Raw genomic sequence first — 24683 nt, forward strand, 5'->3', positions numbered from 1 at the left:
ATCCGTTCCTCTTACTCAGCCGCCTCGAGCTTCAGCTCACGGGCGAGCGCGGAGCACTCGGCCATGACGCCGGAGGCGCGGGCAATCGGGTTCGTCAGATAAAAGTCCTTCACCGGGCTCACGAACGGCTCGCGGCCCGGGGTGCCGCCGATTCCGGCAAGCGCCTGAACGGCAGCGAAACCGTCGGCCGGCTGGACCGTGTCGATAGCCGCGAAGTGCGGGTAATGGGTATAGAGCTTCGCCCGCAGCGCATTGAGCGAGTCGAAGGGCAGACGGTGGCCCAGCACGTCCGAGAGGGCGCGCAGGATGGCCCAATCCTCACGGGCCTCGCCGGGTGCGAAGGCCGCCCGGTTGGCGAGCTGAACCCGTCCTTCCGTGTTCACGTATGTGCCGGACTTCTCCGTGTAGGTCGCCCCAGGCAGGATCACGTCGGCCCGGTGAGCGCCGCGGTCGCCGTGGGTGCCCTGATAGATCACGAAAGCGCCGGGCGCGATGTCGATCTCGTCCGCGCCGAGGTTGAACAGCACGTCCACCTCGCCCTGCGCCATGGTTCGGGCATCGAGGCCCCACTCACCCGGTACGAGGCCGAGATCGAGCGCGCCGACCCGGGAGGCGGCGGTGTGGAGGACAGAGAAGCCGTTCCAGCCGTCCTTCACGGCACCCACATCGCGGGCGAGCTGCGCCACGGCCGAGAGAACGGCCAGACCGTCCGGGCGCGAGAGCGCGCCCTGCCCCACGATGATCAGCGGACGCCCAGCCGCACGCAGCTTCTCGATGAAGCTGTGACGGCCGCCGGTCAGTTCCGCCAGGGTCTCGGGGCCGGCGCCGATGTAGTCGTAGGGATAGGTCAGGTCGGCATGCTCGCCGATCAGGGCGATCGGCGGCGGGGCCATGCGCCAGCGCTTGCGGATGCGCACATTGACGAGCGAAGCCTCGATGCGCGGGTTTGCCCCAACGATCAGGATCGCGTCCGCGTCCTCGATGCCCGAGATGGTGGTGTTGAAGAGATAGGAGCCGCGCCCGTAGACCGGGTTCAACACGGTGCCGTCCTGGCGAGCGTCGATGTTGGTGACACCGAGGCTCTCCATGAGGAGCTTCAGGGCATACATTTCCTCGACCGCCGCGAGATCGCCGACGATGGCGCCGACGCGCTTGGGATCCGTGCTCTTCACCCGGTTGGCAATGGTGGCAAAAGCCTCCTGCCAGGACGCGGGGCGCAACCGGCCGTTCTCACGCACGAAGGGGCGGTCGAGGCGCTGCAGGCGCAGGCCGTCGACAATCTGACGTGTCTTGTCCGTGATCCACTCCTCGTTCACCGCCTCGTTCACGCGCGGCAGAATGCGCATGACCTCACGGCCGCGGGAATCGACCCGGATCGAGGAGCCGACCGCGTCCATCACGTCGATGGAATCGGTCTTGGTGAGCTCCCAGGGACGGTAATGGAACGCTTCGGGCTTATGGGTGAGCGCGCCGACCGGGCAGAGGTCCGCCACGTTGGCCTGCAGCTCGGAGCCGAGGGCCCGTTCGAGATAGCTCGTGATCTCCATGTCCTCGCCGCGCCAGATGGCGCCGAGATCCGGCACGCCGGCCACTTCGGCGGAGAAGCGCACGCAACGGGTGCAGTGGATGCACCGGTTCATGGAGGTGCGCACCAACGGGCCGAGATACTTGTCGGTCACGGCACGCTTGTTCTCGTGATAGCGGCTAGTGTCGACGCCGTAGGCCATGGCCTGGTCCTGCAGGTCGCACTGGCCGCCCTGGTCGCAGATCGGGCAGTCGAGCGGGTGGTTGATGAGCAGGAACTCCATCACCCCTTCCCGTGCCTTCTTCACCGTCGGCGACTTGGTCGAGATTTCCGGCGGCTCACCGTTCGGGCCCGGACGGCAGTCGCGCACGCCCCAGGCGCAGGACGCCACCGGCTTCGGCGCGCCCTTTACCTCGACGAGGCACATGCGGCAATTGCCGGCGATCGAAAGCCGCTCGTGGTAGCAGAAGCGCGGAATTTCCGCCCCCGCCGCTTCTGCGGCCTGGAGCAGGGTGTATTCCGCGGGGACGTCGACCTCGACGCCATCAACGATGATTTTCGCCATCTTCAATCTCACTCCGCCGCGATCAGGACGGATTCGGAATGCGGGTTTGCCGCGTAATCGTCGATCCGCTTCTCGATCTCATGACGGAAGTGACGGATCAGACCCTGAACCGGCCAAGCCGCCGCGTCGCCGAGCGCGCAGATGGTATGGCCTTCGATCTGGGTCGAGACTTCGAGGAGCATGTCGATCTCGCGCTTCTGGGCGCGACCTTCGGCCATGCGGGTCAGCACGCGCCACATCCACCCAGTGCCCTCACGGCACGGCGTGCACTGGCCGCAGCTCTCGTGCTTGTAGAAGTACGAGATGCGGGCGATGGCCCGGACGATGTCGGTCGACTTGTCCATGACGATCACGGCGGCGGTGCCGAGACCTGACTTGAGGTTCCGCAGCGTATCGAAGTCCATGTAGGCATCGGCAATCTCGTGGGCCGGAACGATCGGCACGGACGAGCCGCCGGGGATGACCCCGAGCAGGTTGTCCCAGCCGCCCCGGATGCCGCCGCAATGGCGGTCGATCAGTTCGCGGAAGGTGAGGCCCATCGCCTCTTCCACGTTGCAGGGCTTGTTGACGTGGCCCGACACGCAGAACAGCTTCGTACCGACGTTGTTCGGACGGCCGATGCTGGAGAACCAGGCGGCGCCGCGGCGCAGGATCGTGCCGGCGACGGCAATCGACTCGACGTTGTTGACCGTAGTCGGGCAGCCGTAGAGGCCCATATTCGCCGGGAACGGAGGCTTCAGGCGCGGCATGCCCTTCTTGCCTTCCATGCTCTCGATGAGAGCCGTCTCCTCGCCGCAGATGTAAGCGCCTGCGCCGTGATGGACGTAGAGATCGAAGGGATAGCCGTAGATGTTGTCCTTACCGATGAGCTTGGCCTCGTAGGCCTCGTCCACCGCCCGTTGGAGCGCATGGCGCTCGGCCACGTACTCGCCGCGGATGTAGATATACGCCGCATGGGCTCCCATGGCGAAGGACGCGATAAGGCAGCCCTCGACGAGGAGATGCGGATCGTTCCGCATGATCTCCCGGTCCTTACAGGTGCCCGGCTCCGACTCATCGGCGTTCACGACCAGGTAATGCGGACGGCCGTCCGACTGCTTGGGCATGAAGGACCATTTCAGGCCCGTGGGGAAGCCGGCGCCGCCGCGACCGCGCAGGCCGGACGCCTTCATCTCGTTAACGATCCAGTCGCGGCCCTGTTCGAGAAGGAACTTCGTTCCGTCCCAGGCGCCGCGCATCTTCGCAGCTTTGAGATCCGGCGAATGGAAGCCGTAGAGATTGGTGAAAATACGATCTTTGTCCTGAAGCATTCCCGATCACTCCATCAGGACGACTTGTTGTCTTTGTCGACGATCACGCCCGGCTTGCTCTCGCTGCCGTCGCGACGGGTCTCCGCCTTTGACGGCGGCGTCCCTGCGGAAGGTGTCGTTGGGCTGGAAGGCACAGCCTCACCCTTCTTCTTAGGCGAAGCCACATAGGACTTGCCGCTCTGCGGGGCCGGCTGGGCGCCCGCCTGCTTGGGCTCGACCTTGGTCGCCTTCGACGAATCCGCGGCTTCCTTCTGGTCCGCCGTGCTGATCGGCTTCTCACCCTCTTTGGCGCGCTTGGCCGGAGTATCGGCGGCGTCGCTCTCGATGGGGCGACCGGCCGTCGGCTTGGCGGCCTTGGCTTCCTGGGGGACGCTCGCCATCGCAGCAGCAGCCTCGCCGGTTTCCGCGACCTTCGCCTGCTCCTCGAAGCGCTTGCGCCAGGCGCCAACGACCGAGCCGTCGTAGAGAGCCGGGTCCTGAAGGGTGTTCACGGCCTCGAAGGGCTCAGAGCGGTTGCGGCCGATCTGAGATCCGACCTTCACGGGACGTCCGGCCCCGAGGTCGTCCAGCAACTTCTCGAAGTTCTCGGTGGTCAGGTCCTCGTAGTAGTCGTCGTTGATCTGCACCATCGGAGCGTTGGAACAGGCCCCGAGGCACTCGACTTCCAGCCAGGAGAAATTGCCGTCCGACGTTACATGGTTCTGGTCGCCGACGCGACGCTCCAGCACCTTCCTGATGTCGCCCGCACCGCGCAGCACGCACGGCGTGGTGCCACAGAACTGGATGAAATATTTTCCAACCGGCTCCAGGTTGAACATCGTGTAGAAGGTCGCCACCTCCATGACACGGATCACCGGCATGTCGAGCCTGGCCGCGACGGCATCGATGGCCTTGCGAGGCAGCCAGCCGCCGGCCTGTTCCTGAGCCTTGGTCAGGAGGGCGATCACGGCCGAAGCCTGCCGGCCCGGCGGATATTTGGCGATTTCCTTTTCCGCGAAAGCTTCGGTCTCGGCGGAGAGAACGAAGCTCTCGGGCTGCATGTTTTCAGGCGCGAGCTTACGAACGGCCATACACTCTTCTCCTCATCGCCATGGCCGGGCATCAGCCCGGCCAATCGCGACTTGAACTTGTCCAGCACGCCTTAAGAGCGTGGATATCCGCCCCGGAACCGGGACGGTTTTAATTAGCGGTCGACCTCGCCGAACACGATGTCGATGGAGCCCAGGATCCCTGCGACGTCGGCCAGCATGTGACCCCGACACATGAAATCCATACCTTGAAGGTGAGCGAATCCCGGAGGACGGATCTTGCACCGGTAAGGCTTGTTGGTGCCGTCCGACACGAGGTACACGCCGAACTCGCCCTTCGGAGCCTCCACGGCGGCATAGACTTCGCCCGCCGGGACGTGGAAGCCTTCCGTGTAGAGCTTGAAGTGGTGGATCAGCGCTTCCATCGAGCGCTTCATGTCCTTGCGCGACGGCGGAGCAACCTTGCCGTCGAGAGTGGCCACTGGCCCCTGCCCGTCCGGCGCCCGGAGCTTGTTCAGGCATTGGCGCATGATCCGGACGGACTGGCGCATCTCCTCCATGCGGATGACCTGACGGTCGTAATTGTCACCGTTCTTGCCCACGGGGATATCGAATTCCATCTCCTCGTAGCACTCGTAGGGCTGCGACTTGCGCAGGTCCCAGGCGACGCCGCAGCTGCGGACGATCGGGCCGGAGAATCCCCAGCGGAAGCAGTCGTCCAGCGTGAGGACGCCGATGTCGACGTTACGCTGCTTGAAGATCCGGTTGCCGATGACGAGGGTGTCGAGGTCGTCGAGCACCTGCAGGAACGGGTCGCAGAAGGCCTCGATGTCGTCGATCAGCTCAGGCTGGATGTCCATGTTCACGCCACCGGGGCGGAAGTAGTTGGCATGCATCCGCGAGCCGGAGATCCTCTCGTAGAAGATCATCAGCTTCTCGCGCTCCTCGAAGCCCCAGAGGGGCGGCGTGAGCGCGCCGACATCCATGGCCTGCGTGGTCACGTTGAGAAGGTGGGAGAGAAGACGGCCGATTTCCGAGAACAGGACGCGGATCAGCTGAGCGCGCCGGGGCACCTCGATGCCGAGCAGCTTCTCGGTCGCCAAGCAGAAGGCATGCTCCTGGTTCATCGGCGCAACGTAGTCGAGCCGGTCGAAGTAAGGATTCGCCTGAACGTAGGTCTTGTACTCGATCAGCTTCTCGGTGCCGCGATGCAGCAGGCCGATATGCGGATCGACTCGTTCAACCACCTCGCCGTCCAGCTCCAGCACGAGGCGCAGCACGCCATGCGCCGCCGGGTGCTGCGGTCCAAAGTTGATGGTGAAGTTGCGGATATTGTGCTCGCCCATGGGTCGCCCTTCCGCTCCTTATGCCTTGGCCTTCTCGTCGCCGGGCAGCACGTAGTCGGTGCCTTCCCAGGGCGAGAGGAAATCGAAGTTGCGGAATTCCTGGTTGAGCTTCACCGGCTCGTAGACGACGCGGCCCTGCCCGTCGTCGTAGCGGACCTCGACATAGCCAGTGAGCGGGAAGTCCTTACGGAGCGGATGTCCCTCGAACCCGTAATCCGTCAGAATCCGGCGCAGATCCGGATGGCCGGAGAACAGAATTCCGTAGAGGTCATAAGCCTCACGCTCGAACCAGTTGGCAGCGGGCCAGAGACCGACGAGGGAGGGCACTGGGGTCAGCTCGTCCGTCTCAACCTTCACCCGGATACGCCGGTTATGGTGCGGCGCAAGGAAGTGATAGACCACGTCGAAGCGCTTATCGCGGGCCGGATAATCGGCGCCACAGATATCGATGAAGCAGACGAAGCGGCACTGTGGGTCGTCCCGCAGGAAGGTCGCGACCCGGACGATGTCCTCGCGGCGGGCGACGATCGTCAGCTCGTCGAAGGCAATGGCCCTGCTCTCGATCGCCTCGCCGAGGGACGAGGCGATGTGATCGCTCAGGACTTGGAGATCAGCACTCATGCGACGACCTTTGCTCAGCGCTCGATGGTGCCGGTTCGGCGGATCTTCTTCTGCAGAAGCAGCACCCCATACAGGAGCGCCTCGGCCGTCGGCGGGCAGCCCGGCACGTAGATGTCGACCGGCACGATCCGGTCGCAGCCACGAACCACGGAATAGGAATAATGATAGTAGCCGCCGCCATTGGCGCAGGAGCCCATGGAGATGACATAGCGCGGTTCCGGCATCTGGTCATAGACCTTGCGGAGGGCGGGCGCCATCTTGTTTGTGAGCGTGCCGGCCACGATCATCACGTCGGACTGGCGCGGCGAGGCGCGCGGCGCGAAGCCGAACCGCTCGACGTCGTAGCGAGGCATGGACATCTGCATCATTTCGACGGCGCAGCATGCCAAGCCGAAGGTCATCCACATGAGCGAACCGGTACGCGCCCAGGTGATGAGATCCTCGGTCGAGGTCACGAGGAAGCCCTTATCGGACAACTCCTCGTTGATGGAGACGAAATAAGGGTCCGTCGATCCAACCGGTCTGCCGGTATTGGGGTCGATGACGCCCCGCGGCGCGGGAGCGACCAGTGTCGACTGGGTATCGGAGATCAATCCCATTCCAGGGCCCCCTTCTTCCACTCGTAAATGAATCCGACCGTCAGGACGCCCAGGAACAGCATCATGGAGATAAAGCCGAACCAGCCCAGGTTCCCGAACGTGATGGCCCAGGGGAACAGGAATGCCACTTCAAGGTCGAAAATGATGAAAAGGATGGCGACGAGGTAGAACCGCACGTCGAACTTCATGCGGGCATCGTCGAAGGCATTGAAACCACACTCGTAGGCGGAAAGCTTCTCGGTATCAGGTCGGCTGTAGGCAACGATGAACGGAGCCACGAGCAGCGCCACCCCGATCAGGAGTGATACGCCGATGAAGATTACGAGAGGCAGGTAGTCGGCGAGGAGATTCGTCATACGACACCTAGAAGGTACGGAGCGCGGCCAAAGGCCGGCAACCTTAAACGCATTTAAGCCCCAGATGGGCCCGACAAAAGCCCCTGCGGCAACACGTTGATTGCGCGGGAGGCTTAACCGAGTTCCCCTTCCGTGACAAGTGTTTGCACTGCCGCAAAAAGAACCATTCCAAATTAGGATGTGGCCTTTTCCGCCGCTTTTGCCGCTTTTCGGTTTGCTGCGGCCTCAGCCTGCCCTGCGGCAGCCTCCGCCTTGGCCTTGGCCTCGCACTTGGCTCGAATCTCGTCGAGCTCTTCCTGGGTCAGATGTTCGATACCGATGAACACATTCTGGGCCGCGCTGGCTCGGATCAGCTCGTCAAGCTTGGCCTGGATGGCGGCGCCGTCGCGATTCTGGGTATTCTGAATCAGAAATACCATCAGGAAGGTCACAATGGTCGTTCCGGTGTTCACGACGAGCTGCCAAGTATCGGAGAACCCGAACAGGGGGCCACTGAGAGCCCAGGCTAGGATGATAAGAAGGCTGGCACCGAAGGTGATGGGCCGCCCCGCTACCTGGGCCACCCAATTTGAGAAACTCGTGAACACTCTGGACGTCATCATAGACAACAACCCCATACGCACTTTTCGACAACGCTCAGCTTCGCCAAACGCACCGGAACAGTAGGGAGAATGCATTTTCCCGCGAAAAGTGCCGCTTGATGACAGGCGCGGCCATCGAAACAACCAAAGAGCTCCCGGATCGTTCTATCCTAGGCGATGGTGAAGCTAATTGTATGGAGATAGTGGCGCGGGCGACGGGGCTCGAACCCGCGACCTCCGGCGTGACAGGCCGGCACTCTAACCGACTGAGCTACGCCCGCGCATTGGACCGCCGAGGCGGTGTGGGTGCGGTTTAAGGGTGGCCCCGCCCCCTGTCAAGCACTGAATGCAATCGTTCCGAAAAGCCTGCACGACCGAGGATTTCTCCGATTGCCGACCATCTCTTACTCGGCTGCCGCGACCTCACACGCCCCCATCAAGGAGGACAGCACCCGGTCGCATTCGTAGAGTTCCTCAAGGGCAGCCCGGAGACCAAGAAGCGCTTCGGGAGGCAGGCCTTGACGACGAGGAATGCTGGCAGCCTCCTCTTCGTCACAGAGGTCGGCTTCGCTCGATGACGTGCTGTCTTCAACGACTGCCTGACCGCCCACGGCAGGAGGCGCGGAGACGCTCTGCTCGCCGCGTCCGATGGACTGAACGAAGCGGACCCCCTCTTCTTTCAGGATTCGCTGCACGCCCTTGATCGTATAGCCCTCGCCGTAGAGGAAGTGGCGGATGCCCTTGAGCAGGTCAACATCGTCCGGGCGGTAATAGCGCCGCCCGCCGCCGCGCTTCAACGGCTTGATATGGCTGAAACGGGTTTCCCAGAAACGAAGCACATGCTGAGGAACATCGAGGTCTTCGGCGACCTCGCTGATCGTGCGGAATGCGTCGGGGCTTTTGTCCATGACGCCGCTCGCCATGACCGGATTAGTCCTCGCCTTCGAAGGTCTCACCGTTGATGTGCGCCTTCAAGACGTTCGAAGGCTTGAAGACCATGACTCGCCGGGGATCGATCGGAACCTCGACACCCGTCTTGGGGTTCCGGCCGACCCTTTCGCCCTTGCTGCGCACGATGAACGATCCGAAGGATGACAGCTTGACGGTCTCGCCGGCAGCGAGGCTGTCGCAGATCTCGGCTAGGACCCGCTCCACCAGTTCGGCCGATTCGGTCCGCGAGAGCCCTACCTTCTGGTAGACGGCCTCGCTCAGATCCGCTCTCGTTATCGTCTTGCCAGCCATTGAGCTCCCCAGCGCGAATGAGTTCGTTGGTCGTATCGTCCGAGACGACGCTATGCAGATGGCTCCCTATGGTCAACCGCCAAGGTCGATAAACCGGATACCACTAGAGTCGAAGCCTTTTACCAGCGGATCAGGGCGCTACCCCAGGTGAAGCCGCCGCCGATCGCCTCGATCATGACGAGATCCCCGTCCTTGATCCGTCCGTCCCGCCGGGCCGTATCCAGGGCGAGGGGAATCGATGCCGCGGACGTGTTGCCGTGCTTGTTGACGGTGATCACCACCTTCTCCGGTGCGATGCCGAGCTTGTCGGCGCTTGCCGTGATGATGCGCTTGTTGGCTTGGTGCGGCACGAACCACTTCAACTCCTCGGCACTCGTTCCGGTTGCCTTGAAGGCATCCTGTACGACATCGGCCACCATGCCTACGGCGAACTTGAAAACCTCACGGCCTTCCATCTTCAGAACACCGGTCGTCTTGGTCGAACCTGGACCGCCATCGACGTAGAGCTTATCCCGATAGCGCCCGTCGGACCGGAGATGGGAGGTCAGGACGCCACGGTCGGAGGACGTGCCCTCCCCCTCCTGAGCCTCGAGCACGATGGCTCCCGCTCCGTCACCGAAAAGGACGCAGGTCGTCCGGTCGTTCCAGTCCAAGATGCGGGAGAACGTCTCGGCGCCGACGACGAGGGCCCGCTTATGCGAGCCGGACTGCAGGAACTTGTCCGCCGTCGCCACCGCATAGACAAAGCCCGTGCAGACGGCTTGGAGATCGAAGGCAGCCCCGTGCGCCATGCCGATCCCGGTCTGGATCATCGTGGCCGTCGAGGGAAATGTGTAGTCCGGTGTCGAGGTCGCACAGATGATCAGATCGATGTCCTCGGCCCGGAGGCCGGCATCGGCCAAGGCTGCCTGCGCCGCCTTGATCCCGAGGACGGACGTGGTCTCGTCTTCATCGGCGATGTGGCGCTCCTCGATGCCGGTCCGCTGCACGATCCAGTCGTGGGAGGTGTCGACCAGCTTCTCAAGGTCCTGGTTTGTCAGCTTGCGCCTCGGCAGATAGGAGCCGACACCGCGTACGACGGAACGAATGCGTTTCAAGATGCGCCTTCCTCAGGCCGATTGGCCCACCGGATCATGGTCCAACATGCTCCGGATCGTGTTCATCAATTCAAAATGCGCCATGTCGTAGGCGACATCGATGGCGCTCGCGAAACCGAGATCGTCCGTGCCGCCATGGCTTTTGACGACGACCCCTTCGAGACCCAGGAAGACGCCACCATTGACCTTACGGGGGTCCATCTTGTCACGGAGAGCGTTAAAGGCCTGTTTCGCAAACAGATAGCCGATTTTCGCCATCAGGGTGCGGCTCATGGCCGAGCGCAGGTACTGGGCGATCTGCTTGGCCGTTCCCTCGGCGGTCTTCAAGGCGATATTGCCCGTGAAACCCTCGGTCACCACGACGTCGACGGTACCCTTGCCCAGGTCATCACCCTCAACGAAACCGCGATAATCGAGGTGCGGGAGGTTGGCTTCCTTCAGGATCCGGCTCGCCTCCTTGACGGCCTCGATCCCCTTGATTTCTTCCGTGCCGACATTGAGGAGGCCGACGGTCGGGCGATCGAGATCGAAGACGATTCGCGCCATGGCGGCGCCCATGATCGCCATATCCACCAGATGCCCCGCATCCGCCCCGATGGTCGCACCGACATCGAGCACGATGCTCTCGCCCCTGAGGGTCGGCCACATGCAGGCGATGGCCGGGCGCTCGATATGGGCCATGGTCTTGAGGCAGACCTTGGCCGTCGCCATGAGGGCTCCGGTATTCCCCGCCGACACGGCCGCATCCGCCTCCCCGTCCCGGACGGCCTGGACGGCCCGCCACATGGACGATTTTCCCCGCCCCATCCGGATGGCTTGGCTGGGCTTCTCGTCCATGGCGATGGCGATGTCCGTATGGCGTAGCTCCGTGGCTTGCTTCAGCCTGGGATGAGCGTTCAGGAGGGGCGCAACAATCGTTTCATTGCCGAACATCAGGAAGCGGAGATCCGGGTGGCGCTCCAAGGCCAAGGCTGCGCCCGGGATCACGATGGATGGACCGTGATCGCCCCCCATCGCATCAAGCGAAATACGCACCGGCTTCGGCATGAACGATTGTTCTTTCTTTTAAGTCATTCAACAGGGGGCGGAAAATAGCGGTTTGCGGTTGCTCCGCAACTGAATTCTCGGGACTGCGACTACCTTACGTAATGTGCAGATATGCTTCGAGGACTGATGCCACCACCCCCTACTTGATCCCCTTGAGCCTGTTCAACGCCGCGAATGGAGAATCCTTCGCATCCGCAGGATCCTGGTAGTTGAAATCCACCCCGGGCTTGCGTGGATAAGGATCCAGGCCAAGGGCCAGGAACTCGGCTGTGAGCGCACCGAGATCGATCTGGCCATTCACGACCTCGTCCGGCGGTTCATATTCATTGATATCGGTGGGCGGCTCGGCTGGCATTCCGGACGGCTCCGCGAAATCCACCTCGACTTCTTCTTCGATGGTGGAATCGAAGGGATCCAGGGTCATGACGCAGACCTGGGTGATCGACGCCTTGACCACGCCCGTCACATTAATCCCCTTGGCCGAGGTTCTCAGTTGAAAGTCGCCGGAGAGCGCCTGGATCCCCGGCAGGCCGAAATCCTGCGCCAGGGCGGCACATTCCTCGGCTGTTGCCTCCACATGGACCTCCTGTCCGCGAGGCGGAATCCTCATGACGTCGATCAGCCGCGACAGGGGGCCCACTGTTTCGGGTGTCATCAGATTGCCTCCTTAAGCAAAGGTCTGAGGTTCAGGGAAAACGGGCCCTGTCTCCAGGAGCGTGTCCAGATCTACGATCTTGAGGCTCCGATCGGCTGCAAAAGCATAACGCGCCAAGGCTGTGGCCGGTGCCTCGCTGCCGTAGACGTTGCGGCCGAGTGCGGGCGCCAGACCCGCCTCGTCTTCGCCATTGAGAGGGGCATCATAGGCATGGGCTCGACCATAAAAGGACTCCGCAACCTTCTTCATGCGCTTCGGCACCACCGTGTCGCCGACACCCATTTCCCTCAAGGAGGCATCCATGTCCCTGAAGAAGGCGTCCGTCAGATCCTTAGCCACTTCATCAGCCGGATGCGGGAGCTGGCGCAAGGCACGCAGGACCAGCACCATATGAAGCGACAGGGCTTCGAAACGTCCTTCCAAAGTGTCCGGGATGCCAAGTGCCGCATAGAGCCCGGGAGCACGCGATGCCGTCGCGATTCTCTTGTAGAGGGTCGCTATGGCCGTTCGCCGAGGGTCTTTGCGGAAGAGACTGAAGATCACGGCTCTGCCCTTCCAAGCTTGTCAAATTCCTAGCCTCGGGTTACGCCATCACCATCCGTAGGCGCAAGCTTATACGCGCCGCAATTCTGGAAGAACCGTACGATGCGTCGATATCATCCCCTTTTGGTGCGTTTGGCTACTGCTACCGTTCTCGCCTCGTCCCTAGCTGCCTGCAACGGCGTCGGCGAGGATTTCCAACGCGGCTATGTCGTGGATGAGCGCGCCGTCGCTTCGGTGAAGAAGGGCATGAGCGCCGACCAGGTCCTTCAGACCCTTGGAACACCGTCCACCGTATCCACCGTCGGCAACCGCAACTGGTACTATATCAGCCAGAAGTCCCGTAGGACGCTCCAGTTCATGGGCGAGCAGGTGGTGGACCAGCAGGTGACTGCCGTCTATTTCGACAACGGCCTGAGAGTCGAGCGCGTCGCACTTTACGGCCTGCAGGACGGCAAGGTCTTCGATTTCATCAGCCGCACCACCCCGGCCGGCGGCGAAGAGGCCAGCTTCCTCGGCCAGATCTTCAAGGGAATGACCAGCTTCAACCCGTTCGGTTGACCGACTGTCATCAGGATGAATTCACAATGGCCGGGCTCTGCCCCGGCCATTTTCTCTTTGTGAAACCTGCTACGGAAAAACCCGCAGCTTTCGCCGCGGGTTCTCTGATAGCTGCAGGACGACGCCTTTACGAATGCGCGAGGATCGCGAGGAGCAGCAGGGCGATGATGTTCGTGATCTTGATCGCCGGGTTCACGGCAGGACCTGCCGTGTCCTTGTAGGGGTCGCCGACGGTGTCGCCTGTGACGGAGGCCTTGTGGGCCTCCGAGCCCTTGTGATGGGTCGTGCCGGAAGCATCCGTGAACCCGTCCTCGAAGGACTTCTTGGCGTTGTCCCATGCGCCGCCGCCCGAGGTCATCGAGATGGCGACGAAGAGGCCCGTCACGATGACGCCGAGCAGCATGGCCCCCACAGCTGAGAACGCCTCGGACTTGCCAGCCACCCAGTAGACGACGAAATAGGTGACGATGGGCGCCAGGACCGGCAGGAGCGACGGAATGATCATTTCCTTGATCGCCGCGCGGGTGAGCATGTCGACGGCCCGTCCATAATCGGGACGGTCGGTCCCGGCCATGATGCCCGGCCTCTCGCGGAACTGACGGCGCACCTCCTCCACCACGGCCCCCGCCGCCCGGCCAACCGCCGTCATGGCGATGCCGCCGAAGAGGAACGGGATGAGGCCGCCGAACAGCAGGCCGACCACCACATAGGGATTCGTCAGTGAGAAGTTCGGCGCTACGCCCTGGAAATAGGGATATTGCGTGGCGTTCTGCGTGAAGTAGTTCAGGTCGGAGGTATAGGCCGCGAACAGAACCAGGGCGCCGAGGCCCGCGGATCCGATGGCATAGCCCTTCGTCACCGCCTTGGTGGTGTTGCCGACCGCATCCAGAGCATCCGTCGATTTGCGGACCTCCTTCGGCAAACCGGCCATCTCGGCGATGCCGCCGGCATTGTCCGTGACAGGGCCGAAGGCATCGAGGGCCACGATCATGCCGGCCAGCGCAAGCATGGCCGTCACGGCAATCGCGATGCCGAACAGGCCCGCGAGCTTGAAGGCCACGATGATGCCCGCGATGATCACGATGGTCGGCAGTGCCGTGGATTCCAACGATACAGCGAGGCCTTGGATCACGTTCGTGCCATGACCGGTGACGGAGGCTTGAGCGATGGACCGGACGGGACGGAAGCCCACGCCGGTATAGTACTCGGTGATGACCACGATCAGCGCCGTCACGGCCAAGCCGACCATGGCGCACCAGAACAGTGCCTGACCGGTGAAATTGGAGCCGGCAATCGGCCCGAAACCGATCATCTGCCACGTGACGAGGGCAATCGCCGCCGCAGACAGAACGCCCGTCGCGATGAGGCCCTTGTAAAGCGCGCCCATGATGGATTCGTTCTGCCCGAGCTTGACGAAGAAGGTGCCGATGATGGAGGTGACGATGCAGGCTGCCCCGATGGCGAGCGGGTACATCAGCATGGTGTCGAGGGTCGCTTGGCCGGCGAAGAAGATCGCCGCGAGCACCATGGTGGCGACTACGGTCACCGCGTAGGTCTCGAACAAGTCCGCCGCCATGCCGGCGCAATCGCCGACATTGTCGCCCACATTGTCGGCGATAGTGGCCGGATTGCGCGGATCGTCTTCCGGAATGCCGGCCTCGACCTTGCCCACGAGGTCGCCGCCCACATCGGCACCCTTGGTGAAGATGCCGCCGCCGAGACGGGCGAAGATCGAGATCAGCGAGGCTCCGAATCCGAGAGCCACGAGGCTGTCGATGACCACGCGATCGGACGGGTTCAGGCCGGCGACCCGGGTCAGATAGCCGTAGTAGAGCGCCACGCCGAGAAGGGCGAGGCCTGCAACCAGCATTCCGGTAACCGCGCCCGCCTTGAAGGCGACATCGAGACCGCCGCCAAGCGACTGCGTGGCGGCCTGAGCAGTGCGGACATTGGCCCGGACCGACACGTTCATGCCGATGAAACCCGCCGCTCCGGAGAGGATCGCACCGATGGCGAAGCCGATGGCGACACGGATTCCGAGGAGATAGGCGATGATGGCGAACAGGATGATGCCGACGATGCCGATCGTGAAATATTGCCTGCGGAGATAGGCCTTCGCGCCCTCTGCAATCGCCCCGGCGATTTCCTGCATGCGCTGAGAACCGGCGTCCCGCTTCATCACGTCGCCAATGGCCCAGAAGCCATACACAATCGAGAGAACGCCGCCCACGATAATTAGGGTGAGTGCCATCATGCCATCCTTGTTATGGGAAAGCAGAAAGCCGCTCATCAAGGCCTGTTCGTCGACCTTGATTGGCCCCTACCCCCAGCGAACTCTATATTTGGTGGCAAAAAACTAGTCAGTACGCAACAATCCTACCGGCGCAACTCACAGGAAGGCCTTAATACTTTAAGCGGGTGCGATCACCTTCGTCTTCTGCTGCCAAGCTAGCAGAAGTAGTGCGACGACGACCGGCGGGAAGACCAGCCAGTTCACGCTTTCCCAGCCCCCAGCACTCAGGAGCTTGCCCGACGAGAAGGACGCCACGGCAACCGAGCCGAAGATGAGGAAGTCGTTGGCCGCCTGGACCTTGGCGCGCTCCTCGGGGCGGTAGCACTCGGTCACGAGGGCCGTAGCTCCGATAAATCCCAGGTTCCAGCCGAGCCCGAGCAGGACGAGAGCCGACCAGAAATGGGCGATGCCAATGCCGGACAGGCCGACGATGGCGGCAAGAGCGATCAACACGAGGCCTGTAGCCGTCACGGGCCCCTTGCCGAACCGGGCGATCAGTCGGCCGGTGAAGAAGCTCGGCCCGAACATCGCCAGGATATGCCATTGAATACCGAGCGCCGCCATGCCGACCGGGTGACCGCAGCCGATCATCGCCAGGGGCGCCGCCGTCATCATGAATGTCATGAGGCTGTAGGAGACCAGACCAGTCACGGCTGCCACGATGAAACGGGGCTGGCGTACGATCTCTAACAGGGGCCTCCCGCCCGACTTCGCCGACGCCGTGCTCACGGGGGCGGGTCTCAGGAACGACACAGTGATCATCGAAAGCATCGCGAGGGTCGCCTGTCCCAGGAAGGCGCCCGCGTAGGGGGCCGCTTCCACCGCGTCCCTCGTCCATATCACGGTTTGCGGCCCGATGATTCCGGCCACGAGCCCTCCCGTCATGACCCAGGAAATCGCCTTCGGCTTGAATGCCTCGGAGGCTGCATCGGTCGCGGCGAAGCGGTAGCTCTGGTTGAAGGAACCGTAGCTCCCGATGATGAGAGTGCCGAGGCAGAACAGGGCGAAGCTGAATGAGGCAATGCCGAAAGCCGCCAAGCAGCCGCCCGCAAGGCCGATGCTGGCACCGACGATATAGCCGATGCGCCTCCCCGCCTTACGCATCAGCATGGCGGCCGGAATCGTCCCGAGGGCGAGGCCCAGGTTGAGCAGGCTGACCGGGAGCGTCGCCAGTTCCTTGTTCGAGGCGAGCGCCTGTCCGACCAGGCCGCCGAGGGACACGACGATGGCCGGACTCGAGCCGCCGAGCGCCATCGCGACGGCGAGCACCACCGCGTTGTGCTTGGCAATGGAATCGCTGGAAGCCGTGTGGAAGGAGGTATCAGAAATGCTGGTAGGAGCCGACATCGTAGCGTCTTTCGAGACCGTTCATCCGAAAGACCGGCAGGTCATGTTCTGAGACGACTCGGCCGATGACGGAGAGGGCGATCCCGACCCTATCGGCCTCTTTCCGGAAACTGTCGAGATTCTTTTCCGGCACAGTGCAGAGAATTTCGTAATCGTCCCCTCCGGTCAGGGCGAGATCGAGCAGGTCAGGAACCGCCTGAACCGCCTTTACGGCCGCCCCCGAGAGCGGAACCCGGTCGACATCGATGAGGGCGCTCGCACCACTGACCCGCAACATCTTGGCGAGGTCACCGGCAAGGCCGTCCGAGACGTCCATGGCGGCGCTGGCGTGGTTGCGCAAAGCCTCCGCCAGGCGATGGCGCGGCTGCGGATGGAGATAGCGGTCGGCGAGATGCGCCTTCTCGTCCGGGGACAGGTTTTCGGCCCAGGCTGGGGCGGAGCGGAGCCTCAACCCCAGGGCCGCGTCGCCGATGGTGCCGGTGACGCAGATTAGATCGCCGACCTGGGCGGCCGTCCGCCGGACCATGCGGTCTGTCGGAACCTCACCGATCGCCGTGATCGACAGGGTCAGGGGACCCGTGGTCTTCACAGTGTCGCCGCCGAGGAGCGGACAGGCGAAATCCCGCGCCGCCTCCCCAAGACCGGCAACGAAAGCGGCCAGCCATTCTTCGGTCCAGGTTTCGGGCAGGGCGAGACTGAGCAGGAAACCGGCGGGCTCTGCGCCCTTGGCGGCGAGATCCGAGACGTTCACGCCCAACGCCTTGCGGGCAATGGAACCGGGAGCATCCTCGGGAAGGAAATGGACCCGTTCCACCAGCGCGTCCACGGTGAGGACGAGGTCGTGGCCGGGCCGGGGTGTGAGGAGGGCCGCGTCGTCCTTCAGGCCAAGGCCGCCCTCGCCCGCAATGGGGGCGAAGAAGCGAGCGATGAGGCCGTCCTCGCCGGGGCGCTCTCTCGAACTCATCGGCCGACCGCCCTCACCCGCATGATGCCTATCGCTTGCCCTGCCCGGCCGCCTTCTTCTCGAGCTCGCCCGGACGGACTTCGCGGGCGAGCTTGTCCAGGACGGCGTTCACGAGGCCCGGCTCGTCCTCGCCGTAGAAGCCATGGGTCACATCCACGTATTCCGTGATCGCGACGCGGGCCGGCACATCCTTGCGGAACATGAGCTCATAGGCGCCCGCGCGCAGGATGGCGCGCAGCACCGCCTCCACGCGCTTCAGCGGCCAGTCGGTGGCGAGCGCGTTGTCGATCTTCACGTCGATCTCGCGCTGGTTCTTGACCACGTTCGAGAGGATGTCGCGGAAGAAGGTGTTGTCCGAGGGCTGGAACTCGATTCCCTCGACCTCGCGGCCGATCCAGAAGGTCTCGAACTCGGCGAGCGCGTCGAGCACGGTCTTGCCCGACACGTCCATCTGGTACAGGGCCTGGACGGCAGCGAGGCGAGCGGCCGAGCGCTCTGCTGGCTTCGTCATGATCAGGCCTCCAGTTTCTGTTTGATGCGCAACACGGCCAGAGCCGCATCCACCGCTCCACCGCCCTTGTTCAATTCATTCACGCTCGCGCGGGTCCAGGCCTGCTGATCATTCTCGACCGTCAGAATGCCGTTGGCGAGCGGGATCCTGCGGGCGACCGACAGGTCCATGAGGGCGCGGGCGCTCTCGCCCGCGACGATGTCGTAATGCCCGGTCTCGCCGCGAATGACGCAGCCGAGGGCCACGACGGCATCGTAAGGCCGGCCGGCCGTTTCCGCCGCGTCGAGCGCGATGGCGATGGTGGCGGGGATCTCGAGCGCGCCGTCGAGGGTCAGCACGTCCATGGTGGCCTGAGCCGCCTCGACGGCGCCCCTGGCGCCGCGCAGAAGCTCGTCGGCGATATCGTCGTAGAACCGGGCCTCGACGACCAGGATGCGGGCACCGGGAACCGGCGAGCGGGGGATTTTCGGCTTATCGGAAGGCGCGACCATGAGAAATCCGTTCAGAATTCCAACAATGTCTCCGACCTTATCCTGAGGAGCAGACGACGTCTGCGTCTCGAAGGAGGATCCAGAGAGCACTGGAGACGCCCTGATCCTTCGAGACGCCGCTTTCAGCGGCTCCTCAGGATGAGGGCTATATAGAGGATACGGGAAACGTTAGACGTCCCTACTCCGCCCGGCGCGCATCCGCAAGCCGCGCGGCATAGCGGGCCATGAGATCGACTTCGAGATTGAGCTTGTCGCCCACCTGCCGGTCGCCCCAGGTGGTGACGGCGAGGGTATGCGGGATGATGAGCACGGAGAACATGTCGTCGTTCACCGAGTTCACCGTGAGCGACGTGCCGTCGAGGCAGACGGAGCCCTTCTCAGCGATGAACGGGGCCAACGCAGGCGGCGCCTTGATGGTGAAGCGGGCGGTTGGGCCCCACGGGTCGTCGCCCGCGGTAATCGCTTCCTTGGCCACGATGGTCGCGATGCCGTCCACGTGCCCTGTCACGATATGGCCGCCGAGTTCGTCGCCGATCTTCAGGGAGCGCTCCAGGTTCACCTTGGTACCCGCCTGCCAGTCGCCCACGGTGGTGCGATCGAGGGTTTCGGCCGCTGCGTCCACGTCGAACCAGCAGCCGCTCTCGCGCGGGCCGACCGCGACGACGGTCAGGCACGGCCCGCCACAGGCGATGGAGGCGCCCAGCGCGATGGTGGCGGGATCGTAGGACGCGTGGATGCGCAGGCGCTTCAGCGTTCCCTGAGCGCCCTCGGCGGTTGCAATCTCACCGACATCGGTGACGATACCCGTGAACATCAGGGTCTCTCCCAGAACATGAAAAGGTCGGGGCCGATCTGCTCCTCGGCCCGGCAATCGAGAAAATCCATCCGGTCCTGCAGCGCCGGGCCGAGGGCCGGCACATCGCCCTGCCCTCTGGCCGAGCGCCCGGTGATCAGGACCAGCTCGTCGACGAGGTCGGCTTTGGCCAGCGCATCCGCCAGCCCGGGACCGCCCTCGCAGAAGATCCGCGTGAGGCCGCGCGTGCCGAGAAGCTGCAGGGCCTCGGGCAACGAGACGCGGCCGCTATCATCGCTCTCGACACGCAACACCTCGACGCCTTGGGCTGTGAGGGCCTTCTCCGCCTCGACGGGAGCCGCGAGGCTCGTGACGACCCAGGTCGGGATATCCCGCGCCCCGGTGACGACGCGCGCGCTCGCAGGCGTGCGCAGGTTCGAATCGACCACGATACGGATGGGCGAACGGGCTTCGAGGCCGGGCAGGCGCACATTCAGCAGCGGATCGTCGGCAAGAACCGTTCCAACCCCGACCATGATCGCATCCGCATGGGCGCGCATCAGGTGGACCTTCGCATTGGCGATTTCGCCCGTGAGCATCAGGCGCGTACCGTGACGGGAACCGGCCAAGCCCTCGGTGCTGCGCGCGAGCTTTACCGTGACGGCGGGCCGCCCCTTGGTCACGCGGGTGATGTGGCCGAGATGGGCCCGGTGGGCTGACCTCGCCAGACATCCGACCGACACCGCGATGCCGGCCTGCCGCAGTCGCGCATGGCCGAGCCCCGCCACGCGGGAATCGGGATCCTCAAGGGCGGAGACCACCCGGGCCACGCCCGCTTCGACCACCGCGTCCGCACAGGGCGAGGTCTTGCCGTAGTGCGAGCAGGGTTCGAGGGATACGTATAGGGTGGCTCCCTTGGCACGTTCGCCCACGGCGGCCAGGGCCACCCGCTCGGCATGGGGGCGGCCGCCGGGTTGAGTGGCGCCCTGCCCGATGATGACCGGAGCGCCACCACTCTCGTCCACGATCACCGAGCCCACGGACGGGTTCGGCCAAGTGAGCCCCAGATTGCGCTCGCCAAGAGCAATCGCCAGGCGCATGAAGCGCTCGTCCCGATCAGCCCTGTCGGAATGCTGCCCCGTCGCCCCCGACCCGCTCATGGCTCGCTCGGAGCGCGCTTCTTCTTCGGCGGCGGCGGAAGATCGTCCTCGCCTTCAGCCAGCTTGCCAAGAATTTCCTCGAAGTCCTTGGCTTCACGGAAGTTCTTGTAAACGGAAGCGAAGCGCACGTAAGCGACATCGTCGAGCCCCTTGAGGCCCTCCATGACCAGTTCGCCCACGGTCTCGCTCGGCACCTCGCCGTCGCCCATGCTCTCGAGCTGGCGCACGATGCCGTTGATCATGCGCTCGACGCGCTCGGGATCGACCGGGCGCTTGCGGAGCGCAACCTCGACCGATTGCTGGAGCTTGTCCCGGTCGAACGGCACCCGCCGGCCGGAGCGCTTCAGGACCGTCAGCTCACGCAGCTGCACACGCTCGAAGGTCGTGAAGCGGCCGCCGCAATCCGGGCAGATGCGGCGACGGCGGATGGACGAGGAATCGTCCGTGGGGCGGGAATCCTTCACCTGGGTGTCCAGGCTCCCGCAATAAGGGCAACGCATCAGCCTTCTACCCGAAATTCGAAGTCAGGAATTCTCTGGACAATATGCCTTGTCATGGCCGGGCTTGTCCCGGCCATCCCGATGCTGTGAAGCGCGGCGCTTCTCGCATCGGGATCACCGGCACGAGGCCGGTGATGACGTGGGAGGTGAAAATCTAGCCACACACTAAAGCCTATGGTTCACCCATAGATCGGGAACCGGCGGGTCAGTTCATGGACCCGGCTCTTGACCGATTCCTCGACCGAAGCGTTGGCCTCGTCGCCGTGCTTGGCAAGTCCGTCCAGGGTCTCGACGATCAGCTCGCCCACCCGCTTGAACTCCGCCACGCCGAAGCCGCGCGAGGTGGCGGCGGGGGTGCCGAGGCGGATGCCGGAGGTCACCATCGGCTTCTCGGGATCGAAGGGAACGCCGTTCTTGTTGCAGGTGATATGGGCGCGACCGAGGGCTGCTTCCGCGGCCTTGCCGGTGAGCTTCTTCGGGCGAAGGTCCACCAGCATCAGGTGGTTGTCCGTGCCGCCGGCCACGATGGCATAGCCGTTCGCCAGCATGGTGTCGGCCAGCACCTTGGCGTTCTCGACCACCGAGCGGGCATAGAGCTTGAACTCGGGGCGCAGGGCCTCGCTGAAAGCAACCGCTTTCGCCGCGATCACGTGCATGAGCGGGCCGCCCTGGAGGCCGGGGAAGATCGCGGAATTGACCTTCTTGGCGATGTCCTCGTCGTTGGTGAGGATCATGCCGCCACGCGGGCCGCGCAGGGTCTTGTGGGTGGTGGTGGTGACCACGTGCGCGTGCGGGAACGGCGACGGATGCGCGCCGCCGGCCACGAGACCGGCGAAGTGGGCGATGTCGACCATGAAGAAAGCCCCGACCTCGTCGGCGATCTCGCGGAAGCGGGCGAAATCCCAGAAGCGCGAATAGGCCGAGCCGCCGGCGACGATCACCTTCGGCTTATGGGTCCGGGCGAGTTCCGCCACCTCGTCCATGTCGATGATCTGGTCGCTCTCGCGGACCTTGTAGCTCACCACGTTGAACCACTTGCCGGACATGTTGACCGGGGAACCGTGAGTTAGGTGGCCGCCACAGGCGAGGTCGAGGCCCATGAAGGTGTCGCCGGGCTTCATCAGGGCCATGAACACGGCCTGGTTGGCCTGGGAGCCGGAATTGGCCTGGACGTTGGCGAACTTGCAGTCGAACAGGCGCTTGGCGCGCTCGATGGCGAGCTCCTCGGCCATGTCCACGAACTGGCAGCCGCCATAATAGCGGCGGCCCGGATAGCCTTCCGCGTATTTGTTGGTCATCACCGACCCTTGCGCCTCAAGAACGGCGCGGGAGACGATGTTCTCGGAGGCGATCAGTTCGATCTCGTCGCGCTGGCGGCCGAGCTCAAGCCCGATGGCGCGGGCGATCTCAGGGTCGCTGTCGGCAAGGCTCGCCGAGAAAAAGCTGTTGGAGAGATGGCTGTGTGCCGCTTCGCTCATGGGATCCAAACCTTCTGCCGCTCTCGGAGGAGCTTTCGCCGACCTGTGGGGCCTTTATCACGCCGGGCCCTAAAGCGCCAAGCCGCCCTTTGCCGCTGGTCGCATGCCTCAGGGCGAACATTGGTGCCCTGCACGAATGGTGGGAGTTTATGGCACGCATAGCTCATCTATTGCGGTTGATTGATATATAATAACGTGTAAACAACTTATTTAGAGACAACTATGCCGCGCAAATTTGAGGTTTCACCATGGCGACACAGACCACTACTCCGACTGATGGGGACGACATCTACCTTATTGCGGAGAATCAAGTGGCCGGAGGCAGTTTCGACGGAAAGTTGGGGAACGATACCCTTCAACTGACCGGGAACACTTCCGCAGGCACCGCACTGTCATTTGATTTTACGAGCGCGACACTTCTGAGCGGATTCGAAACCATCCGCGGCTCGACGTCGACAGATTATATTACATTGTCCAGCACGCAATTGGCCTCAATATCCACCTACGACAGCGGCGGCGACGGCTATATCGATTTTCTCCAGATCAGAGGCACAACCATCGATCTCCGTGACAAAGCAATTATAGGACCAATTCAGATTAGTCCTATGACTTCCTCCGCCACGGTGACGGTCAACAGCAAGGCGCTTGCCGAGAAAATATATGGACGCCATGCGCCGGGAATGCTTCTCGTCCTGGAGGGCGTCACCCTCACGGCAGCCGAGAGGCAGACTCTTCACAACAAGGGCATCGACAACATCACCGATGCCAGTGGGGTGACGAGCACAGATACGGCACCGCAGCTTTCCGGTATTGGCGGCGACATAACGACGATCCAGGCTGGACAAACCTACCATGTCGATATCGGTCAGAATGCGGTGATCACTGAAGACCATATTTTAAGTAGTATGAATATCGAATTGGATAATTTTTTCGATGCGAACGCAATGCTCGATATCGATACAGCTGGAAACGTTGATCTTGTGCCAACAAATTTCAACGAGAAAGTCTTCGTCAACAACATCGAAATCGGAACGGTGACGCGCATCACTTGGGCAGGCACGTTTCGATTCTCCTTCAATGCGAGCGCAACGCCAGCGCTCGTCCAAGAGCTCATCCGTGCCGTCACGTTCAAATACAACGGGTCGGCGATGCCCTTCGGGAGCAACGAAGTGAGCGTCGAAGTGATCGATTCGGGCAATCGGTCCGCGAAGTCGAAATTCACCCTCGCATATCAGAACGATGCGCCGACGGACTTGACTCTTTCTCAGGCGACAGTCGCTGAGAATACCCGCTCGGGAACTCAAGTGGGCAAGATTACTGCCTCCGATCCCAACGAGGGCGATCGCATGAACTTCTCGCTTTTGGACGATGCCGGCGGACGCTTCTCGCTAGGCTGGGATGGCACGCTATTCGTCAAAGATGCGGGCAAGCTCGATTACGAACAGGCGCATTCTCATACGATCAGAGTCAAGGCGACGGACAGAGGTGGCCTGACTATTGAAAAATCCTTCGTGATTGCCGTCACCGATATGCCGGAAGATGGCACGTCCAGACCTGATCAGCCGGCTACAGATTTGACGACGATCAGAGGCTCGTCGAGAAAAGACATTTTGCAAGGCACCGCGGCAGATGAGATCATCTTCGGCGGCCTCTCCAACGACACGCTGACAGGAGGGCTCGGTCGAGACGTCTTCGCGTTTGATTCGAAGCCGGGCACAGCCGCAACGGATCGGAAAGTAAACTTCGACAAGATTACCGACTTCAACGTCAAGGACGATTCAATCTGGCTCGACAACAAGTATTTCACCAAGCTTGGCAAAGGCACTTCCGCTGAGCCCGGCAAACTCAACGCCAAGTTTTTCAGTATAGGCGATCATTCCAAGAACAAGAGCAATTATCTGGTTTACAATAAGAAGACCGGCGTATTGTCCTACGATGCTGATGGTTCGGGCTCGAAACTGGCCGTTGAGATTGCCCTTCTCAAGAAAGGCCTCGCGCTGACCTCTCAGCACTTTTTCGTCATCTGAGGGTCGCGCCGGCACGACCGACACCACATATTCCCGTCTTCAACAA

25 protein-coding genes and 1 tRNA gene are annotated in these 24683 nt (G+C 62.9%); 2 read left to right on the top strand and 24 right to left on the bottom strand.

Annotation, left to right across the window (positions count from 1 at the left end; genetic code table 11):
* Positions 1 to 11 precede the first annotated feature (11 nt).
* The 15 genes from nuoG to AB4097_RS04090 form a co-directional block, all read right to left on the bottom strand.
* A complete protein-coding gene (gene nuoG / locus AB4097_RS04020; protein ID WP_442037316.1) occupies positions 12 to 2090 on the bottom strand; it encodes an NADH-quinone oxidoreductase subunit NuoG in 2079 nt (692 codons plus the stop codon).
* Positions 2091 to 2098: 8 nt separating this feature from the next.
* Positions 2099 to 3400, bottom strand: a complete 1302-nt coding sequence (nuoF, locus tag AB4097_RS04025; protein ID WP_442037317.1) for an NADH-quinone oxidoreductase subunit NuoF — start codon at positions 3398 to 3400, stop codon at positions 2099 to 2101.
* Between the two features lie 14 nt (positions 3401 to 3414).
* A complete protein-coding gene (nuoE, locus tag AB4097_RS04030) occupies positions 3415 to 4470 on the bottom strand; it encodes an NADH-quinone oxidoreductase subunit NuoE (protein WP_442037318.1) in 1056 nt (351 codons plus the stop codon).
* Positions 4471 to 4583: 113 nt separating this feature from the next.
* Complete coding sequence (locus AB4097_RS04035; RefSeq protein ID WP_442037319.1) at positions 4584 to 5774, bottom strand: NADH-quinone oxidoreductase subunit D; 1191 nt, start codon at positions 5772 to 5774, stop codon at positions 4584 to 4586.
* 18 nt (positions 5775 to 5792) lie between these two features.
* Positions 5793 to 6395: an NADH-quinone oxidoreductase subunit C gene (locus tag AB4097_RS04040; RefSeq protein ID WP_442037320.1), complete on the bottom strand. Its 603-nt coding sequence runs from the start codon at positions 6393 to 6395 to the stop codon at positions 5793 to 5795.
* A 14-nt stretch (positions 6396 to 6409) separates the two neighbouring features.
* Complete coding sequence (locus AB4097_RS04045; protein WP_442037321.1) at positions 6410 to 6994, bottom strand: NuoB/complex I 20 kDa subunit family protein; 585 nt, start codon at positions 6992 to 6994, stop codon at positions 6410 to 6412.
* The gene (locus AB4097_RS04050; protein WP_442037322.1) at positions 6985 to 7350 is read right to left on the bottom strand and encodes an NADH-quinone oxidoreductase subunit A; all 366 of its coding nucleotides are present in this window, start codon (positions 7348 to 7350) and stop codon (positions 6985 to 6987) included. The genes AB4097_RS04045 and AB4097_RS04050 overlap by 10 nt, the downstream gene beginning before the upstream one ends.
* A 173-nt stretch (positions 7351 to 7523) precedes the next feature.
* Positions 7524 to 7952, bottom strand: coding sequence for a low affinity iron permease family protein (locus tag AB4097_RS04055; RefSeq protein WP_442037373.1), 429 nt, complete (start codon positions 7950 to 7952; stop codon positions 7524 to 7526).
* 183 nt (positions 7953 to 8135) lie between these two features.
* Positions 8136 to 8212, bottom strand: a tRNA-Asp gene (locus tag AB4097_RS04060).
* 123 nt (positions 8213 to 8335) lie between these two features.
* Positions 8336 to 8839 carry a MerR family transcriptional regulator gene (locus AB4097_RS04065; protein ID WP_442037323.1) on the bottom strand — a complete coding sequence of 168 codons (504 nt, stop codon included), beginning with the start codon at positions 8837 to 8839 and terminating at the stop codon, positions 8336 to 8338.
* A 22-nt stretch (positions 8840 to 8861) separates the two neighbouring features.
* Positions 8862 to 9173, bottom strand: coding sequence for an integration host factor subunit alpha (locus AB4097_RS04070; protein ID WP_009491113.1), 312 nt, complete (start codon positions 9171 to 9173; stop codon positions 8862 to 8864).
* A 119-nt stretch (positions 9174 to 9292) separates the two neighbouring features.
* Positions 9293 to 10270 carry a beta-ketoacyl-ACP synthase III gene (locus tag AB4097_RS04075; RefSeq protein WP_442037324.1) on the bottom strand — a complete coding sequence of 326 codons (978 nt, stop codon included), beginning with the start codon at positions 10268 to 10270 and terminating at the stop codon, positions 9293 to 9295.
* 12 nt (positions 10271 to 10282) lie between these two features.
* Positions 10283 to 11317 carry a phosphate acyltransferase PlsX gene (gene plsX, locus AB4097_RS04080; RefSeq protein ID WP_442037325.1) on the bottom strand — a complete coding sequence of 345 codons (1035 nt, stop codon included), beginning with the start codon at positions 11315 to 11317 and terminating at the stop codon, positions 10283 to 10285.
* A gap of 139 nt (positions 11318 to 11456) precedes the next feature.
* The gene (locus AB4097_RS04085) at positions 11457 to 11972 is read right to left on the bottom strand and encodes a YceD family protein (protein ID WP_442037326.1); all 516 of its coding nucleotides are present in this window, start codon (positions 11970 to 11972) and stop codon (positions 11457 to 11459) included.
* Between the two features lie 12 nt (positions 11973 to 11984).
* Complete coding sequence (locus tag AB4097_RS04090; RefSeq protein WP_442037327.1) at positions 11985 to 12515, bottom strand: ubiquinol-cytochrome C chaperone family protein; 531 nt, start codon at positions 12513 to 12515, stop codon at positions 11985 to 11987.
* Positions 12516 to 12617: 102 nt separating this feature from the next.
* Here AB4097_RS04090 and AB4097_RS04095 point away from each other — a divergent pair, with 102 nt between their 5' ends.
* Positions 12618 to 13073: an outer membrane protein assembly factor BamE gene (locus tag AB4097_RS04095; RefSeq protein WP_442037328.1), complete on the top strand. Its 456-nt coding sequence runs from the start codon at positions 12618 to 12620 to the stop codon at positions 13071 to 13073.
* A 127-nt stretch (positions 13074 to 13200) separates the two neighbouring features.
* Here AB4097_RS04095 and AB4097_RS04100 read toward each other — a convergent pair whose 3' ends face one another.
* The 9 genes from AB4097_RS04100 to glyA all read right to left on the bottom strand — a co-directional run bounded on the left by AB4097_RS04100 (position 13201) and on the right by glyA (position 22610).
* On the bottom strand, positions 13201 to 15327 hold the full coding sequence (locus tag AB4097_RS04100) for a sodium-translocating pyrophosphatase (RefSeq protein ID WP_442037374.1): 2127 nt from the start codon (positions 15325 to 15327) through the stop codon (positions 13201 to 13203).
* A gap of 156 nt (positions 15328 to 15483) precedes the next feature.
* The gene (locus AB4097_RS04105) at positions 15484 to 16713 is read right to left on the bottom strand and encodes an MFS transporter (RefSeq protein WP_442037329.1); all 1230 of its coding nucleotides are present in this window, start codon (positions 16711 to 16713) and stop codon (positions 15484 to 15486) included.
* Entirely contained in the window at positions 16688 to 17677 is a 990-nt protein-coding gene (thiL, locus tag AB4097_RS04110; protein WP_442037330.1) for a thiamine-phosphate kinase, read from the bottom strand. The genes AB4097_RS04105 and thiL overlap by 26 nt, the downstream gene beginning before the upstream one ends.
* A 28-nt stretch (positions 17678 to 17705) precedes the next feature.
* A complete protein-coding gene (gene nusB, locus AB4097_RS04115; protein WP_442037331.1) occupies positions 17706 to 18188 on the bottom strand; it encodes a transcription antitermination factor NusB in 483 nt (160 codons plus the stop codon).
* 2 nt (positions 18189 to 18190) lie between these two features.
* A complete protein-coding gene (gene ribH / locus AB4097_RS04120) occupies positions 18191 to 18679 on the bottom strand; it encodes a 6,7-dimethyl-8-ribityllumazine synthase (protein WP_442037332.1) in 489 nt (162 codons plus the stop codon).
* A 178-nt stretch (positions 18680 to 18857) separates the two neighbouring features.
* Positions 18858 to 19493, bottom strand: a complete 636-nt coding sequence (locus AB4097_RS04125) for a riboflavin synthase (RefSeq protein WP_442037333.1) — start codon at positions 19491 to 19493, stop codon at positions 18858 to 18860.
* On the bottom strand, positions 19493 to 20632 hold the full coding sequence (gene ribD / locus AB4097_RS04130) for a bifunctional diaminohydroxyphosphoribosylaminopyrimidine deaminase/5-amino-6-(5-phosphoribosylamino)uracil reductase RibD (RefSeq protein ID WP_442037334.1): 1140 nt from the start codon (positions 20630 to 20632) through the stop codon (positions 19493 to 19495). Before ribD ends, AB4097_RS04125 begins: the two co-directional genes overlap by 1 nt.
* Complete coding sequence (gene nrdR / locus AB4097_RS04135; protein ID WP_009491100.1) at positions 20629 to 21132, bottom strand: transcriptional regulator NrdR; 504 nt, start codon at positions 21130 to 21132, stop codon at positions 20629 to 20631. Before nrdR ends, ribD begins: the two co-directional genes overlap by 4 nt.
* 179 nt (positions 21133 to 21311) lie before the next feature.
* Positions 21312 to 22610 (bottom strand): serine hydroxymethyltransferase, encoded by a 1299-nt coding sequence (glyA, locus tag AB4097_RS04140; RefSeq protein WP_442037335.1) that lies wholly within the window; start codon positions 22608 to 22610, stop codon positions 21312 to 21314.
* Between the two features lie 248 nt (positions 22611 to 22858).
* On the opposite strand from glyA, the gene AB4097_RS04145 reads away from it, so the two are divergent.
* A complete protein-coding gene (locus AB4097_RS04145; protein ID WP_442037336.1) occupies positions 22859 to 24637 on the top strand; it encodes a cadherin domain-containing protein in 1779 nt (592 codons plus the stop codon).
* The last annotated feature ends 46 nt before the right edge of the window (positions 24638 to 24683 follow it).

The sequence above is a fragment of the Microvirga sp. 2MCAF35 genome, assembly GCF_052115545.1.
Taxonomy (GTDB): Bacteria; Pseudomonadota; Alphaproteobacteria; order Rhizobiales; family Beijerinckiaceae; genus Microvirga.

Bases quoted from the DNA above. Each gene is read 5' to 3' on its own strand.
- nuoG (WP_442037316.1), bottom strand. From the start codon at position 2,090: ATGGCGAAAATCATCGTTGATGGCGTCGAGGTCGACGTCCCCGCGGAA.
- nuoF (WP_442037317.1), bottom strand. From the start codon at position 3,400: ATGCTTCAGGACAAAGATCGTATTTTCACCAATCTCTACGGCTTCCAT.
- nuoE (WP_442037318.1), bottom strand. From the start codon at position 4,470: ATGGCCGTTCGTAAGCTCGCGCCTGAAAACATGCAGCCCGAGAGCTTC.
- AB4097_RS04035 (WP_442037319.1), bottom strand. From the start codon at position 5,774: ATGGGCGAGCACAATATCCGCAACTTCACCATCAACTTTGGACCGCAG.
- AB4097_RS04040 (WP_442037320.1), bottom strand. From the start codon at position 6,395: ATGAGTGCTGATCTCCAAGTCCTGAGCGATCACATCGCCTCGTCCCTC.
- AB4097_RS04045 (WP_442037321.1), bottom strand. From the start codon at position 6,994: ATGGGATTGATCTCCGATACCCAGTCGACACTGGTCGCTCCCGCGCCG.
- AB4097_RS04050 (WP_442037322.1), bottom strand. From the start codon at position 7,350: ATGACGAATCTCCTCGCCGACTACCTGCCTCTCGTAATCTTCATCGGC.
- AB4097_RS04055 (WP_442037373.1), bottom strand. From the start codon at position 7,952: ATGATGACGTCCAGAGTGTTCACGAGTTTCTCAAATTGGGTGGCCCAG.
- AB4097_RS04065 (WP_442037323.1), bottom strand. From the start codon at position 8,839: ATGGACAAAAGCCCCGACGCATTCCGCACGATCAGCGAGGTCGCCGAA.
- AB4097_RS04070 (WP_009491113.1), bottom strand. From the start codon at position 9,173: ATGGCTGGCAAGACGATAACGAGAGCGGATCTGAGCGAGGCCGTCTAC.
- plsX (WP_442037325.1), bottom strand. From the start codon at position 11,317: ATGCCGAAGCCGGTGCGTATTTCGCTTGATGCGATGGGGGGCGATCAC.
- AB4097_RS04085 (WP_442037326.1), bottom strand. From the start codon at position 11,972: ATGACACCCGAAACAGTGGGCCCCCTGTCGCGGCTGATCGACGTCATG.
- AB4097_RS04095 (WP_442037328.1), top strand. From the start codon at position 12,618: ATGCGTCGATATCATCCCCTTTTGGTGCGTTTGGCTACTGCTACCGTT.
- AB4097_RS04100 (WP_442037374.1), bottom strand. From the start codon at position 15,327: ATGATGGCACTCACCCTAATTATCGTGGGCGGCGTTCTCTCGATTGTG.
- AB4097_RS04105 (WP_442037329.1), bottom strand. From the start codon at position 16,713: ATGTCGGCTCCTACCAGCATTTCTGATACCTCCTTCCACACGGCTTCC.
- thiL (WP_442037330.1), bottom strand. From the start codon at position 17,677: ATGAGTTCGAGAGAGCGCCCCGGCGAGGACGGCCTCATCGCTCGCTTC.
- nusB (WP_442037331.1), bottom strand. From the start codon at position 18,188: ATGACGAAGCCAGCAGAGCGCTCGGCCGCTCGCCTCGCTGCCGTCCAG.
- ribH (WP_442037332.1), bottom strand. From the start codon at position 18,679: ATGGTCGCGCCTTCCGATAAGCCGAAAATCCCCCGCTCGCCGGTTCCC.
- AB4097_RS04125 (WP_442037333.1), bottom strand. From the start codon at position 19,493: ATGTTCACGGGTATCGTCACCGATGTCGGTGAGATTGCAACCGCCGAG.
- ribD (WP_442037334.1), bottom strand. From the start codon at position 20,632: ATGAGCGGGTCGGGGGCGACGGGGCAGCATTCCGACAGGGCTGATCGG.
- nrdR (WP_009491100.1), bottom strand. From the start codon at position 21,132: ATGCGTTGCCCTTATTGCGGGAGCCTGGACACCCAGGTGAAGGATTCC.
- glyA (WP_442037335.1), bottom strand. From the start codon at position 22,610: ATGAGCGAAGCGGCACACAGCCATCTCTCCAACAGCTTTTTCTCGGCG.
- AB4097_RS04145 (WP_442037336.1), top strand. From the start codon at position 22,859: ATGGCGACACAGACCACTACTCCGACTGATGGGGACGACATCTACCTT.